The organism is Mesorhizobium sp. M1A.F.Ca.ET.072.01.1.1 (assembly GCF_004023325.1).
Classification (GTDB): Bacteria; Pseudomonadota; Alphaproteobacteria; order Rhizobiales; family Rhizobiaceae; genus Mesorhizobium.
The window spans coordinates 1-14,445 of record NZ_RZSF01000049.1 but is presented as its reverse complement, the minus strand read 5'-3'; the positions used below and the strand labels follow the sequence as shown (position 1 = coordinate 14,445).

Genomic DNA, 14,445 nt, shown 5'->3' with positions numbered 1-14,445 from the left:
AAGCCTCTCCTGCCGATGCCATTCGCATATCTGGCGCCGATGGCAAGCAGGCTCCTTATGGGCGAGCAGGGTTTTGCGCATCGCATGCTTTTGCGCGGCAGGAAAAGGGGCGCGCTGCGCTGCGCGCCCCGATCCGACAGTTCACTGGGAGAGCGTGAACGGCCCGGTGTATTTGTCGACATTGTCCTTGGTGATCAGGGCGCAGTCGAAGAGCTGCTTCTCGGAGGCAGCACCTGTCGAGCCGGTCTTGATGAACTTGTCGGCCTGCTTCACCGCTTCGGCCGAGAAGACCGCGACAGGCTGCAGCACCGTATACTGCATTTCGCCGGCCTTGACGGCAGCGACCGCGTCCGGCGAGCCGTCGAAGCCGCCGACCTTCACCTGGGAGAGCTTGCCGGCTTCCTTCAGCGCCGCGATGGCGCCGAGGGCCATCTCGTCGTTGCCGGAAATGACACCCACGATGTCGGGGTGGGCCTGCAGCAGCGACTGCATTTTCTGGTAGCCTTGCGTGCGGTCCCAGTTGGCCACTTCCTTGCCGACCTTCTTGAGGTCCGGATACTGGGTAAGCACGGTCTCGTAGCCGTTCGAGCGCGTCGCCGCGTTGTTGTCGGCCGGGTTGCCGAACAGTTCGACATAGTTGCCCTTGTCGCCGATCGCCTCGACCCACTGCTGCGCACCGATCGCGGCCCCCTGGGCGTTGTTGGAGACGAGCTGCGCCTTGGCGAGACCATCCTGGTTGATCTCGGCGTTGACCAGGAAGACCGGGATGTTGGCGGCAATCGCCTTCTTGACCGCACCGATCGAACCGTCGGCATTGGCCGGGTCGAGAATGATCGCCACCGACTTGTTGGTGATGGCAGTGTCGATCATTGTGCTTTCGGTGTTGGTGTCGCCCTTGTGGGCGCTGACATTGGCGGTGTAGCCGAGGCTCTCGGCCGTGGCCTTGGCGACCTGGCCCTCGGTGAGCCAATAGGGATTGGCCGGATCGGTCACTATAATACTGATCAGACCCGCCGCCCAGGCATGGCTAGCCATCAACGGCAGCGTGGCGGCGGCGACCATAAGCATCCTTCTGGCTTTGTTGATCATTTCTCTCACTCCCTCTTACAGATTGCGGTTGCGGATTGCAGTTGCCGATTTTCTCGGCCTTCTTTTCCGGTCGATCTCCTTGCGTCCGGAGAAGCTTTCGGCGAGGCGCGGCGTCACTGTCGGAAGCCGCGGGCCCCGTATTGAATGGTGTTCATGAGCACGGCGAGCACGATGACGGCGCCAGTGAAGACGGTCTGCCAGTAGGAAGACACGCCGATGATGACGAGGCCGTCCGAAAGAAAGCCGATGACGAAGGCGCCGAGCATGGTGCCGCGCACGGTACCGCGGCCGCCGGTCAGCGCGGCGCCACCGATGACCACGGCCGCGATCGCAGTCAGCTCGTAGGTCGTGCCGGCGGTTGGTCCTGCCGACGTCAACTGCGAAGAGAGCACCAGGCCGGCGATGGCCGACAGAATACCGGAGAGAGTATAGACCGTGATCTTGACCCGCTTGACCGGCACGCCCGACAGGTCGGCCGCGTTCTCGTTGCCGCCCGCGGCATAGAGCCAACGGCCGAAGGAAGAGCGACTGAGCATCAGCCCGGTCAGCACGGCGAGGGCCGCCAGGGCCAACACGCTGATCGGCACCCCGAAGAGCCGGTTGAAGCCCAGCCAGTCGAAGCCGGTGTTGCCGAGCTCCGGCCGGCCGGCGAGATTATTGTAGGTGAGGCCGTTGGTCATCAGCAGCGCGATGCCGCGCGCCATGTACATGACGCCCAGCGTGGTGACGAAGGCGGGCACCTTGAACCAGGCGATGAGAATGCCGTTGAGCGCGCCGAGCGCGGCGCCGAGCGTGCAGGTCAGCACGACCACGGCCCATACCGGCGGAAACAGGATCACACCGAGCGGTTTCAACTCCACGCCCTGCATGAGTGCGCCCGCGACGACGCCGCACAGAGCCAGGATCGAGCCGACTGAAAGGTCGATGCCGCCACTGAGTATGACCAGCAGCATGCCGATCGCGAGTATGCCGTAGATCGCCACGTGCGAGGACATGATCAGCAGATTGGAGACGGTGAGGTAGTTCGGCGACAGAAACGAAAAGACGACGACGATGGCGATCAGCGCGAAAAAGGCGCGGCCCTTCAGCAAGAGCTGGATCGGGTTGCGTGTTCCCTTGACGGGCGAGACCTGGGAAGACATTCGGTTGGCGCTGGTTTGCGTCATTGTTCGTTTCCGGTTCCGCTCAGGCCGCCACCGCCTCGCCCGAGGCGGCCATGATCTTTTCCTTGGTGATGTCCGAGGTGAACTCGGCCGAGATCCGGCCGCGCCGCATGATGATGATCCGGTGGGCGATCGACAGGCACTCGTTGACTTCCGATGTCGTGAAGACGACGGTCTGCCCGGCCGCCGCGTGATGAGCCAGAATACGGAACACCTCGGCCTTGGCGCCGATGTCGATGCCGCGGCTGGGTTCATCCAGCAGGATGACCTTGGGATCGGTGGCGAGCATCTTGCCGATCACCACCTTCTGCTGGTTGCCACCGGACAGCGACCCGATCGGCACGTCCGGTCCATCGGTCTTGACTGTCACGTCCCTGATCGATTTCTGGATCAGCGCCCGTTCGAGCTTGATCGAGGTGAAGACGCCGCGCGTGAATTCCATGATCGAGGCGAGCGACAGATTCTGTCCGACCGACATCGTCTGGACGAGCCCGTAGCGCTGGCGATCCTCTGGCACGAGCGCAAGGCCGCGGGCGATGCGCTCGCCGATGGGGAGGTGGGATATCTCCATGCCCTCGAGCACGATCTCGCCGGACGTCGCGCTCAGCTTGCCGGCGACGGTTTCGAGCAGTTCCGTCCTGCCGGCCCCCATCAGGCCATAGATGCAGACGATCTCGCCGGCCCTGACGTCGAGCGACATGCGGTCGACGACATTGTAGCCGCCGCCGGCCGGATCCGGCACGGTCAGGTCGCGGACCGAGAGCATGACCGGACCGAAATCATGACCGGTCGGCGGACTGCCCAGATCATAGTTCTCACCGACCATGTTGCGCACGATCCATTCAAGATCGATATCCGCGCGTGGCGCGTAGGCAGTCATGTTGCCGTCCCGCAGCACCACCGCATGATCGGTGATCTGCAGGGCCTCCTCCAGATGGTGCGAGATGTAGACGATCGACACGCCTTTGGCGGTAAGGTCGCGGATCACGCTGAAAAGAACCTCGACCTCGGTGGCCGAAAGCGCCGATGTCGGCTCGTCCATGATGAGGATACGGCTGTCGACCGAAAGCGCTCGGGCGATCTCGACGATCTGCTGCTGTCCTAGTCGCAGTTCCTCGACAGGAGTGAGCGGGTCAATGTCCTCCTCGAGCTCCGCCAGCAGCCTGCGGACCTGGCGTTCCTCCTCAGCGTAGTCGACGCCGGTCGGGCCGGTGATCTCGCGCCCCATGAAGATGTTGTCGCGAACCGACAGATTGGGCGCGAGGCTGAGCTCCTGATGAATGATCGAGATGCCGTGGTTGCGCGCGTCAGTGGAGGAGGAAAACACGATGGGCCGGCCATCGAGAACGATCTCGCCAGAGGTCGGCTGCACCACGCCGGAGAGGATCTTCATCAGCGTCGACTTGCCGGCGCCATTCTCGCCGAACAGCGTCGTCACCTGGCCGCGGTGGATGTCGAAATTGACGCCTTTCAGCGCCTTCACGCCGTTGTAGGACTTGGCGATGTTGCGCGCCGCCAGAACCACTTCGCCGGCCGGCCGGGAGGTCGCGGCGCCGCTCATTTGACGGTGACCTTCACCGGCGTGATCAGCCAGTTCTTCGGGTTGATGAGGCGGAAAACGCCGAAGATCTCCAGCGTCTTGCCGGAGAGGCTCGCGGTGTCGATACCGTCGAGGGTCGCCTTCTTCATGGCCCGGTTGATGCCCGAGCCGGCGTCCTGGTATTCGATCTGGTTCTTGAACTTGCCGAAGACGATGTCGCCCGTCGCATCGCGAATATCGGTGCCGTTGATGGCCGGCCCGGTCTGCACACGCACATGGATGTCGGCCGGCACGCCGTCGGCCTTGAGTTCGTAGACGCCGGATTTCGCTTCGCCCGCCACCGCTGTCAGCCTGATCGGGATGATCGCGCCGGTCGACGAGGCGGTTCCGTACTGTTTGGCGGCGGCGTTCTTGTCGGCCATGACCGCCGGCCCGAAGGTAGCGGCATTGACGGCGTGCTCGACGACGAAGGCCTGGATGCGCTGGAACTCCTTCTCGCCGAAACGGTCGGGCGAAAACGCCTCCTGGCTGACGTCGGCGGACGATCCGACCCGCACCACCTTCGTGTCGAGCGCGATCGCGGCAAGGACCACGACGCCGAGACCGATCGCGATAATCATACTGCGGCGCGGTGCTGCGGGGGCCTTCGGGGTCGACAAGGCGTTCATCATTCAGTGCCTTGCCGGCGATGGAACGAGGCGGGCAGGAGCCGATGAGGATGCACGATGGACGACTGCCGCCGCACTGGGATACTCATGGTCGGGATTGCTAGCTTGCATCGATTGTCCTCCACCCTTGGCCGGCAATGCGGCATTTTCCTCCCGCTGCATCGACGTCATCCACCGTTACAACGTTATATTAGTGTTATCTTTCGCGTCAAGTATGTTAAATCGGAATTCCGCTTCAGTCCGGATTGTGCGCTGTTGGAGGGGCCCAGCCCATGTGATTTCTAAAACACCATCTTCCGGAATGGCCTTTCACTTTCGATTGCCGATCGTCGAGATGAATCACCTCACAGACACGGCACAGCCATGCTTGAGGAGCGAATTATCGGTCGTAAGCTCCTGATTGCCACTGTAATTTACGCTTGCCGTGCTGTGCTGCACTGCACGCTGAACAAGCCTGCAGCCTGTTTTGTTCGCTTCCCGCCTGCCTGCTGAAGACCACGGGACCGATGGTAGAGTTCCTCCTGATTAACAGTAGCCTAGCTGAAAAAATTTTCGATGTCTGCAAAAAAAATCATCCATTGTGTTATTTCCATGATAACTTAGAATGGAATTGCGCAAGGCGCCGCTACCCGGAAGCGCGTAACGGCGTATCTTTGCCGTCACCCGTCCACCGGGCTGCAGGCGGGAAATCAGGAGGGAGACCGACATTGCCCTGTTGCCGATCCAGGCGTGGTCGCATCGGACTTGGAGAGCCCCGTGGCCGGCGCTGATCTCATCATAGGTATCGATTCCGGTACGTCGGTCATCAAGGCGGTCGCCTTTGAGTTGAACGGCCGGCAGATCGCGTCTGCTTCGGTTCCGAACCGGTACGCATCCGGCGCCGACGGTTCGGCGACACAGTCGCTCGCCCAGACCTGGCGCGACTGCGTCGTGGCGCTTCGAGGGCTCGGCGACAAGGTTGAAAACCTGGCGGCGCGTGCCGCGGCGCTCGCGGTGACCGCGCAGGGCGACGGCACCTGGCTCGTGGGCCGGCAGGACGAGCCGGTCGCCGACGCGTGGCTGTGGCTCGACGCCCGTGCCGCGCCCACCGTCAAGCGCCTGGCCGCCGGCCCGCTCAACCGCGCGCGTTTCGAGGCGACCGGAACCGGGCTCAACACCTGCCAGCAGGGCAGTCAGATGGCTCACATGGACCGCCACGCGCCCGAGCTTCTCGACCATGCCGAAGTGGCGTTGCACTGCAAGGACTGGCTCTATCTGAACTTGACCGGCGTGCGTGCCACTGACCCGTCGGAATCAAGCTTCACCTTCGGCAATTTCCGCACCCGCCACTACGACGAGACTGTTATCGAGGCGCTCGGCCTGTCCCGACGGCGCAAGCTCTTGCCCGAGATCATCGACGGCACGATGGCAAACCATCCGCTTACCGCCGCGGCGGCGGCCGAGACAGGTCTGAAAGCGGACACTCCCGTCAGTCTCGGCTATGTCGACATGGTCATGGCCGCGCTCGGCGCCGGGGTCTGCGGCGGCGAGGGCGACGTCGCCTGCTCGATCGTCGGGTCGACCGGCGTCCACATGCGGGCCGTGCCGACAGGCGCCGTGCACCTCAACAAGGAGGGCTCGGGCTACGTCATCACCCTGCCGATTCCGGATCTGGTGACGCAGGTCCAGACCAACATGGCGACCACGCTCAACATTGACTGGGTTCTCGGTCTTGCCGCGGACGTGCTGAAGGAATTCGGGCAGGAGGCCAGTCACCGCGATCTGGTCGCCCGTATCGATCGCTGGCTCGGCGACAGCCGGCCCGGCCAGGTCGTCTATCATCCCTATATCTCGGAAGCCGGCGAGCGCGGGCCGTTCGTAAGCGCCAACGCCCGCGCCGACTTCGTCGGCCTGTCGGTCAACCACCGCTACCCGAGCCTGGTGCGTGCCGTCCTCGAGGGGCTGGGACTCGCCATGCGCGACTGCTACGCGGCGATGGGCAACCTGCCGTCGGAACTGCGACTGTCGGGCGGCGCGGCCCGTTCGCAGGGATTGCGCGGCATCCTGTCGGCGGCGGTCCACGCGCCGGTGCGCGTCTCTTCGCGTGAGGAGGCCGGTGCTGCCGGCTGCGCAATGATGGCGGCGGTCGCCATCGGCGCCTATCCCGATATGGGCGCCTGCATCGCCGACTGGGTCACGCCGCTGCTCGGGCCCGTCGAGGCGCCAGATCCGGCGCTGATCGGCGTCTATGACGGCCTTTTTCCGGCATTTACCGCGGCACGCCATGCCCTCGGGCCGGCCTGGGAAGCCCTGGCCGCCCAACGCCGCAACACGGCCGGCGCCTCTGCCGAGACGCCTGAGGGAGCATAGGATGGGGCATGAGCCGAAAGAGGTCGACCTCTTCGTCATCGGCGGCGGCATCAACGGTGCCGGCATCGCCCGGGACGCGGCAGGTCGCGGCCTGTCGGTCGTGCTGTGCGAAAAGGACGACCTTGCCGAGGGCACGTCCTCCCGGTCCGGCAAGCTGGTGCATGGCGGCCTGCGCTATCTCGAATATTACGAGTTCCGCCTGGTGCGCGAGGCGTTGATCGAACGCGAGGTGCTGCTAAAGGCCGCGCCCCATATCATCTGGCCGATGCGCTTCGTGCTGCCGCATAGTCCGCAGGACCGGCCGGCCTGGCTGGTACGGCTCGGCCTGTTCCTCTACGACCATCTGGGCGGTCGAAAAAAGCTGCCGGGCACGCGCACGCTCGACCTTGAGCGCGACCCGGAAGGAACGCCTCTGCTCGACCAATATAAGCACGGCTTCGAATATTCCGACTGCTGGGTGGATGATGCGCGGCTGGTGGTGCTCAACGCGGTCAGCGCCGCCGAGCGCGGGGCCGAGGTGCTCACCCGCTCGCCCGCCGTCTCCGCCCGCCGCGAGAATGGCGCCTGGACGGTGACGATCAGAAACGCGATGACCGGCGAAACGCGCCTCTTCCGTGCCCGCTGCCTCGTCAATGCCGCCGGCCCTTGGGTTTCGGACGTCATCGGCCGTATCGCGGGATCGAACTCGTCGCGCAACGTGCGCCTGGTCAAAGGCAGCCACATCATCGTGCCGAAGTTCTGGCAGGGCGCGAACGCCTACCTGGTGCAGAACCACGACAAACGCGTCATCTTCATCAACCCCTATGAGGGCGACATGGCGCTGATCGGAACCACCGACATCGCCTATAACGGCCGCGCCGAGGACGTCAGGGCCGACGAAGCGGAGATCGACTACCTGCTTGCTGCGGTGAACCGCTACTTCAAGGAGAAGCTGCGGCGTCAGGACGTGCTCTACTCCTTCTCCGGCGTGCGGCCGCTGTTCGACGACGGCCAGGGCAACCCATCGGCGGTGACGCGCGACTATGTCTTCGACCTCGACGAGACCGGCGGCGCGCCGCTGCTCAACGTTTTCGGCGGCAAGATCACCACTTTCCGCGAATTGGCCGAGCGCGGCATGCATCGGCTGAAGCATGTTTTCCCGCGGATGGGCGAGGACTGGACAGAGACCGCACCGCTGCCCGGCGGCGAAATCCCCAATGCCGACTACGAGACCTTCGCCAACGGCCTGCGCGAAGCCTATCCGTGGATGCCGCGCGATCTCGTGCATCACTATGGGCGGCTCTACGGCGCGCGCACCAGGGACCTCGTCAAGGACGCGGCGTGCCTCGACGGCCTTGGCCGCCATCACGGCGGCCTTCTCTACGAGGCGGAGGTGCGCTATCTCGTCGCCAGGGAATGGGCGCGCACCCCCGACGACATCCTGCTTCGGCGCACCAAGCACCATTTGCACCTCACCGAGGCGGAACGGGACGCTTTCGCCAGGTGGTTCGACGCCGAGCGTCTTGCCGAGGCTGCATGATGGCGCTGACGCTTTCCCTGAACACCAATCCGCTGGTCAACCGCTTCGCCGATCCGGACGACCTGGTAGAGACCGTCGCGCGCGATCTCAGGCTGCGCGACTTGCAGCTGACGCATGAGTTCATCAATCCGAGCTGGCCGGCGCAGGTGATCCGGCGCCTGACCCGGCTGATGATCGCGGCCCTGCGGCGCACCGGAGTGCGCGTCACGAGCGGCATGACCGGCCCCTATGGCCGGCTCAACCATTTCGGCCATCCCGACGCTGATGTGCGCCGCTACTATGTCGACTGGTTCAAGACCTTCGCCGACATCACCGCCGACCTCGGCGGCGTCTCCATCGGCACCCAGTTCGCCATCTTCACCTACAAGGATTATGACGATCCGGTCCGGCGCGAGGACCTGATCCGGATAGCCATCGACTGCTGGGCGGAGGTGGCCGAACACGCCAAGGCGGCCGGGTTGCGTTATGTTTTCTGGGAGCCGATGAGCATCGGGCGCGAGATCGGCCATACCATCGCTGAATGCCTGAAGTTGCAGGACAGGCTGACCAAAGCCGAAATGGCGGTGCCGATGTGGATGATGGCCGACATCGACCATGGCGACGTGAGCAGCGCCAATCCGGATGACTACGATCCCTATGCCTGGGCCCGCGCGGTGCCGAGGCTGTCGCCGATCATCCACATCAAGCAAAGCCTCATGGACAAGGGCGGGCATCGCCCCTTCACCGCGGCGTTCAATGCCAGGGGCCGCATTCATCCCGAGCCGCTGCTGAAGGCCTTCGCCGAAGGCGGCGCCGTCGACAACGAGATCTGCCTGGAGCTGAGTTTCAAGGAACGGGAGCCGGACGATCGGCAGGTCATCCCGCAGATCGCCGAGAGCATAGCCTTCTGGGCTTCCCATATCGACACGGGCGTGCAAGGCCTGAATATCTGACCGGCTGAGAATGACCCAAACGCACGATCAAGGACCGCAGATGCCGAAACGCCCAGCTGGACTGGACCCTGAAGGGTCCCTCGCGACCCGTGCCGCTTGGCTGCACTACGCCGGCGGGCTTACTCAGGCCGAGGTGGCGAAGCGGCTCGGGCTGCCGTCTGTAAAGGCGCATCGGCTGATCGCCCGGGCTGTAGCCGACGGGGCGGTCAAAGTCTCGATCGACGGCGAGGTCGTTGAATGCGCATTGCTGGAGAACCAGCTCTGCGATCGCTTCGGGCTGGACTTTTGCGAGGTCGCGCCGGATCTGGGCGAGGATGGCCTGCCATTGCGGGCGCTGGGAGTGGCGGGCGCCGGTTTCCTGCGTCGCGAGATGGAGCGCGGCGAGGACAGGGTCATCGGTGTCGGTCATGGCCGCACGCTCGCCGCCGCGGTGCATCAGTTGCCGCGCTTCGAGGCAGCCGGCGTGCGCTTCGTCTCGCTGCTCGGCGGCCTGACGCGCAACTATGCGGCCAATCCGCACGACGTTATGCATCGACTGGCCGAAAAGACCGGCGCACAGGCCTACGTCATGCCGGTTCCGTTTTTTGCCAATTCCGCGGACGACCGCGAAGTGCTCCTGGCGCAGCGTGGCGTGCGGGAAATCTTCGAGATGTCGAACCGGGCGACGCTGAAGTTCGTTGGCATCGGCACGGCGGATGCGGGCGCTCAGCTTGTGGCGACGGGCATGATCGAGCCGCGCGAAATTGCCGAGATCACTGCCGTCGGCGGCGTCGGCGAAATGCTCGGGCACTTTTTCGATGCGCGCGGCCGGGTGCTGGATACGACCTTGACCGCTCGCACGCTCGCCGTCGATCTGGACGGGTCGGCGGATAGCCGCATCATCGCGATCGCTGGTGGTCCGACAAAGGTCGAGGCGGTCCGAGCGGTGCTCAAAAGCGCGCGGTTGAAAGGTCTCATCACCGATGAGTCCACAGCCAGGGCTCTCGTAAGCGAAACGGAATGACCACCGCATGACACAGATGCCTCACGTCTGGATCGGCACGAGCTGGAAGATGAACAAGACGCTCGCTGAGGCGCGTGCGTTCGCCAGCGGACTGCTTGCCGACCCGCGAGGCGATCTGCGCATCCAGCGCTTCGTCATCCCGCCCTTCACGGCGGCGCGCGAGGTCAAGGCGATGCTTCAAGGTACGTCCGCCAAGGTCGGCGCCCAGAACATGCATTGGGCCGACGAAGGCGCATGGACCGGCGAGATTTCGCCGCTGATGCTGAAGGACTGCAATCTGGATATCGTCGAGCTCGGCCATTCCGAGCGGCGCGAGCATTTCGGCGAGACGGACGAAACCGTGGGCCTCAAGACCGAGGCCGCCATACGCCATGGCCTCACCCCCTTGATCTGCATCGGCGAGACGTTTGCCGAGCGCGAGGCCGGTCGCGCCCGCGAGGTGCTGGACCGGCAGGTGCGCGGCGCCTTGTCGAAGCTTTCGGCTGCGCAGAAGCGGGCGCCGATCCTGCTCGCCTACGAGCCGGTCTGGGCAATCGGCATCAACGGCATTCCGGCGACCTCGGACTATGCCGACGCCCGCCAGGCGGAGATCATCGCCACCGCCCAAGACGTGCTCGGCCGCCGCGTCCCATGCCTCTATGGCGGTTCGGTCAACCGCGACAATTGCGCCGAACTCATCGCATGCCCGCATATCGACGGTTTGTTCATCGGACGCGCCGCATGGGATGTCGAGGGCTACCTCGACATCCTGTCCAGATGCGCCGCCAAACTCTAGAAGGAGACCATCATGAAGCTCGCGGTAGCAGGCGACAGCGCCGGCGAAGCCCTGGCCAAGATTCTGGCCGATCATCTGAAGGACAAGCACGAGGTATCGGAAGTGTCTCGCACGGACGCCGGCCCCGATCCCTTCTATGCCAATCTTTCAGACCGCGTCGCCACTGATCTGCTGGCCGGCAAATATGACCGCGCCATCCTGATCTGCGGCACGGGCATCGGGGTCTGCATCTCGGCCAACAAGGTGCCGGGCATTCGCGCGGCGCTCACCCACGACACCTATTCGGCCGAGCGGGCGGCGCTGTCGAACAACGCCCAGATCATCACCATGGGCGCGCGCGTGATCGGGCCCGAGCTGGCAAAGTCGATCGCGGATGCATTCCTCAAGGAGATCTTCGATCCGCAGGGGCGCTCGGCCGGCAATGTCGCCGCCATCGACCAGGTCGACGCCAAGTACAATGCACGCTGATTCAGACGAAGTCGGGGGGAAGAGCCGCTGGGGATTCTTGTTCATCCCGTTCTTCGTCGCTGTGCTCTGGACCGGTGCCCTGCCGCGTCCCACTGATCGGCGAAAGCTTGGTCAGAAGATTCTTCAGCGCCGCCAGGATATCGGGCCATCGTACCTCTTGTCGGGCAGGCAACGCACGTCACGCCAACGATTTCGTCCAAACCGTTGGTTATGACGTCTCTCGCCCTCTCCTGGTCCTTGAGCGTCGGAAGTATCTTGTCGTGATCGTGGAGGTCGGGATGACAGATACCATCCCGCGGTCCTGCTATAACCAATGAGTTTGCACCGAAAACATGCACCTGTCTGCAGTCGTGACGGTACTTTTCGAGGCCAGCCATGGCGCGCCATCAAAATGCAAAACCGGCCGACTCAGGCCGATAGTTGTCGAAACCTTGAAAGTTGCGCCGATTTTCCCTTTAAAATCAGAAGCCTAACTTTTTGACGATCTTCATGTCGGCATTGGCGCGAGATCGACCAATATTCCTGTCCATGTCTGCCTCCTACTCGACTGGGAATCTCCGTCTCCAATCTGGCAGACACGATCTGCGCCCACATCTCGGATCAAGTAAAGTGCTTTCGAATAGCGCGAGCGCTGCAGCGTAGAACCGCGTGCATAAAAGTGTGTCTGCTTTGCGCCCCATCCAAGTCGTTCCAGCGAGCACCTGATGATCCCAAACGTGTCATTTGACCGCGATCATGCTGTCCTAAGTTATCGCTCTCTGCGTTCAGCTAGGCATTCTTCATCGCACTGCAGATTTCTTCGACCAACATTGCGGCCGAGACCGAGCCGGGGTCCGCATGTCCGAGCGAGCGCTCGCCGAGACGCGCGGCGCGACCGATGGTTGCGACCATGTCCCGTGTCGCTTCTGCGCCCTGGCGCGCCGCGGCGACTATGGCATCGACATTCTTGCCGTTGATTGCCGCATCCGCGGCCGGCGCCCAGGCGTCGAGCATGGTCTTCTGGCCGGGTTCCGCCTTGCCACGCTGGACGATGCCGTCGCGCATCGCCGCAATGACGGTTCGCAACTCGGCTCTCGGCATGGATGCCCGCGGACCTGCTGCCTTGCCGGCCCGCAGAAGGGCGGTCGCGTAGAGTGGTCCAGAGGAAGCGCCGACTGCGTTGATAAAGCCTTTGGCAGCGGCATTGAAGATGTCCTGCAGCGTGCCTTCGGCGGCCTGGGCCGCATCGGCCGCGGCCTTCATGCCTTGTTCCATGGCAATGCCGTGATCGGCGTCGCCGATCACTCCGTCAAGCGTGCAGAGCCTGTCGCGCTCAGTCGCCATCCGTTCCGAGAAGGCACAGAAAAGAGCTTTCAAATCCCCGATCGTGAACTCCATCTCGCTCAGCTCCGGAACATGGCGCAGTCGCAGGGATGGTCGATCATGCGCTGCAATTCGTCATCGAGATGCATGACGGTAATCGAGGCGCCAGCCATGTCTAGCGACGTGCAGTAGGGGCCGACGAGCGTCTTGTGAATGACTAGCCCGGCAGCCTTCAAGCGTTCCGCGATCCGGGCGTTCAGGATATAGAGTTCCATCAGCGGCGTCGCGCCAAGCGAGTTGACCAGCACCGCGACACGAGCGCCGGCCGGCGCCATCATTTCCGCCAGGATCGCGTCCATGATTTCGTCTGCGACCTCATTGGCCGAACGCAACGGCCCGCGCCGCACGCCAGGCTCGCCATGGATGCCCATGCCGATCTCCATCTCGCCGACGGGAAGATCGAAGCTTGGCTTCCGCGTCTGCGGCAGGGAACAGGAAGAGAGCGCAACGCCCATCGTGAAGGTGCGCTCGTTGGCGCGACCGGCGACGCGTTCCACCTCGTCCAGCGGCATCATCATGTCCGCGGCTGCGCCCGTGGCCTTGAAGATGAAAACGTTGCCGGCCACGCCGCGGCGCTTTTGCCGCTGGTCGCGTGGCGCCGATGCTATGTCGTCGGTGGTCAGCACCGTGCGCGCCTCGATGCCTTCCATCTCCAGAAGCTCGGCGGCCATGTCGAAGTTCATCACGTCGCCGGCATAGTTGCCATACATGAACAGAACTCCGGCACCGCCGCTCGCGGCCACCGCCGCATCGACTGCCGGCTGCGGAGGAGGCGAGGCGAAAACGTTGCCGATCACGGCGGCATCGGCCAAGCCCTTGCCGACATACCCCACGAAGGTCGGCTCGTGGCCGGAGCCGCCGCCGATCACCAAAGCCACCTTGCCGGTCCGCGGGCCGTGTTTGGCGACCACCGAACGCGGCGCGTTGTCAGGACGCCAGAGATGCTCGGGATGCGCGGCCATGATGCCGGCCAGCATTTCGTCGACCGCCGCATTGCCGTCGTTGATCAGCTTCTGCGTCAGGCTCATTCACACCTCCTGCATCGTCCTCGGCCATGAGACTAGAGCAATTCCAGGAAAAGTGTGTAGCGGTTTTCCGTCCGGATTTGCGTGAAAACAAAGAGATAGAGCGTTTCGCGCCGGCGTGGAATCGTTCTTCTCCTGGTGTTGTTTCGGATGTGATCGCGTAGCGGAAGGTATCGGTCAGCGAGCGTTGTACTTGGCGTCCATCTGGTCGATGGCGGCGACATTGCCGGCCGACCGCCCCTTTGGATCGAACGTCTCCTTGAGGAAGGCATCGGCGATCGATTTTGCCAGTTCAGGCCCGATCACGCGCGCGCCCATGGTGATGATCTGGGCGTTGTTCGACAGTGCGGCGCGCTCGGCGGAGTAGGTGTCGTGGGTGAGCGCCGCGCGGATGCCCGGCACCTTGTTGGCCGAGATGCAGACGCCGATCCCCGTGCCGCAGATCAGGATGGCGCGGTCATATTTGCCGGCCAGCAGATCAGTGGCGACGCGGTCTGAAAGATTGGCATAGAAGGGATCGGGGCCGGCGTCCGTGCGAGACACTTCCGATAC

At 63.8% G+C, this 14,445-nt stretch carries 13 protein-coding genes; 6 read left to right on the top strand and 7 right to left on the bottom strand.

The window, feature by feature from the left end; translation table 11 throughout:
• Nucleotides 1–141: 141 nt before the first annotated feature.
• The 4 genes from EOA32_RS10075 to EOA32_RS10060 all read right to left on the bottom strand — a co-directional run bounded on the left by EOA32_RS10075 (nt 142) and on the right by EOA32_RS10060 (nt 4,412).
• Complete coding sequence (locus EOA32_RS10075; protein ID WP_128371667.1) at nt 142–1,089, bottom strand: D-ribose ABC transporter substrate-binding protein; 948 nt, start codon at nt 1,087–1,089, stop codon at nt 142–144.
• 113 nt (nt 1,090–1,202) lie between these two features.
• Entirely contained in the window at nt 1,203–2,255 is a 1,053-nt protein-coding gene (locus EOA32_RS10070; RefSeq protein ID WP_128371666.1) for an ABC transporter permease, read from the bottom strand.
• Between the two features lie 19 nt (nt 2,256–2,274).
• Complete coding sequence (locus tag EOA32_RS10065; RefSeq protein WP_128371665.1) at nt 2,275–3,813, bottom strand: sugar ABC transporter ATP-binding protein; 1,539 nt, start codon at nt 3,811–3,813, stop codon at nt 2,275–2,277.
• Nucleotides 3,810–4,412 carry a DUF2291 domain-containing protein gene (locus EOA32_RS10060; RefSeq protein WP_128371664.1) on the bottom strand — a complete coding sequence of 201 codons (603 nt, stop codon included), beginning with the start codon at nt 4,410–4,412 and terminating at the stop codon, nt 3,810–3,812. Before EOA32_RS10060 ends, EOA32_RS10065 begins: the two co-directional genes overlap by 4 nt.
• An 804-nt stretch (nt 4,413–5,216) precedes the next feature.
• On the opposite strand from EOA32_RS10060, the gene EOA32_RS10055 reads away from it, so the two are divergent.
• Genes EOA32_RS10055 through EOA32_RS10030 form a run of 6 tightly spaced genes read left to right on the top strand, consistent with a single transcriptional unit; the run spans nt 5,217 to nt 11,506 of the window.
• Complete coding sequence (locus EOA32_RS10055; RefSeq protein ID WP_128371663.1) at nt 5,217–6,809, top strand: FGGY-family carbohydrate kinase; 1,593 nt, start codon at nt 5,217–5,219, stop codon at nt 6,807–6,809.
• Nucleotide 6,810: 1 nt separating this feature from the next.
• Complete coding sequence (locus EOA32_RS10050; protein ID WP_128371662.1) at nt 6,811–8,328, top strand: glycerol-3-phosphate dehydrogenase; 1,518 nt, start codon at nt 6,811–6,813, stop codon at nt 8,326–8,328.
• Nucleotides 8,328–9,260: a TIM barrel protein gene (locus EOA32_RS10045; RefSeq protein WP_128371678.1), complete on the top strand. Its 933-nt coding sequence runs from the start codon at nt 8,328–8,330 to the stop codon at nt 9,258–9,260. The genes EOA32_RS10050 and EOA32_RS10045 overlap by 1 nt, the downstream gene beginning before the upstream one ends.
• A 40-nt stretch (nt 9,261–9,300) precedes the next feature.
• Entirely contained in the window at nt 9,301–10,263 is a 963-nt protein-coding gene (locus EOA32_RS10040; protein ID WP_128371661.1) for a sugar-binding transcriptional regulator, read from the top strand.
• A 16-nt stretch (nt 10,264–10,279) separates the two neighbouring features.
• A complete protein-coding gene (locus EOA32_RS10035) occupies nt 10,280–11,038 on the top strand; it encodes a triose-phosphate isomerase (RefSeq protein ID WP_189407043.1) in 759 nt (252 codons plus the stop codon).
• 12 nt (nt 11,039–11,050) lie between these two features.
• Nucleotides 11,051–11,506, top strand: coding sequence for an RpiB/LacA/LacB family sugar-phosphate isomerase (locus EOA32_RS10030; protein ID WP_128371659.1), 456 nt, complete (start codon nt 11,051–11,053; stop codon nt 11,504–11,506).
• A gap of 768 nt (nt 11,507–12,274) precedes the next feature.
• Here the strand turns inward: EOA32_RS10030 and dhaL are convergent.
• From dhaL to EOA32_RS10010, 3 genes are all read right to left on the bottom strand, one after another.
• Nucleotides 12,275–12,883: a dihydroxyacetone kinase subunit DhaL gene (gene dhaL, locus EOA32_RS10025; protein WP_128371658.1), complete on the bottom strand. Its 609-nt coding sequence runs from the start codon at nt 12,881–12,883 to the stop codon at nt 12,275–12,277.
• 5 nt (nt 12,884–12,888) lie between these two features.
• Nucleotides 12,889–13,896, bottom strand: a complete 1,008-nt coding sequence (locus tag EOA32_RS10020) for a dihydroxyacetone kinase subunit DhaK (RefSeq protein ID WP_128371657.1) — start codon at nt 13,894–13,896, stop codon at nt 12,889–12,891.
• A 174-nt stretch (nt 13,897–14,070) separates the two neighbouring features.
• Nucleotides 14,071–14,445: RpiB/LacA/LacB family sugar-phosphate isomerase (locus EOA32_RS10010; protein ID WP_128371655.1), on the bottom strand; the 375-nt coding region annotated here is incomplete at its 5' end.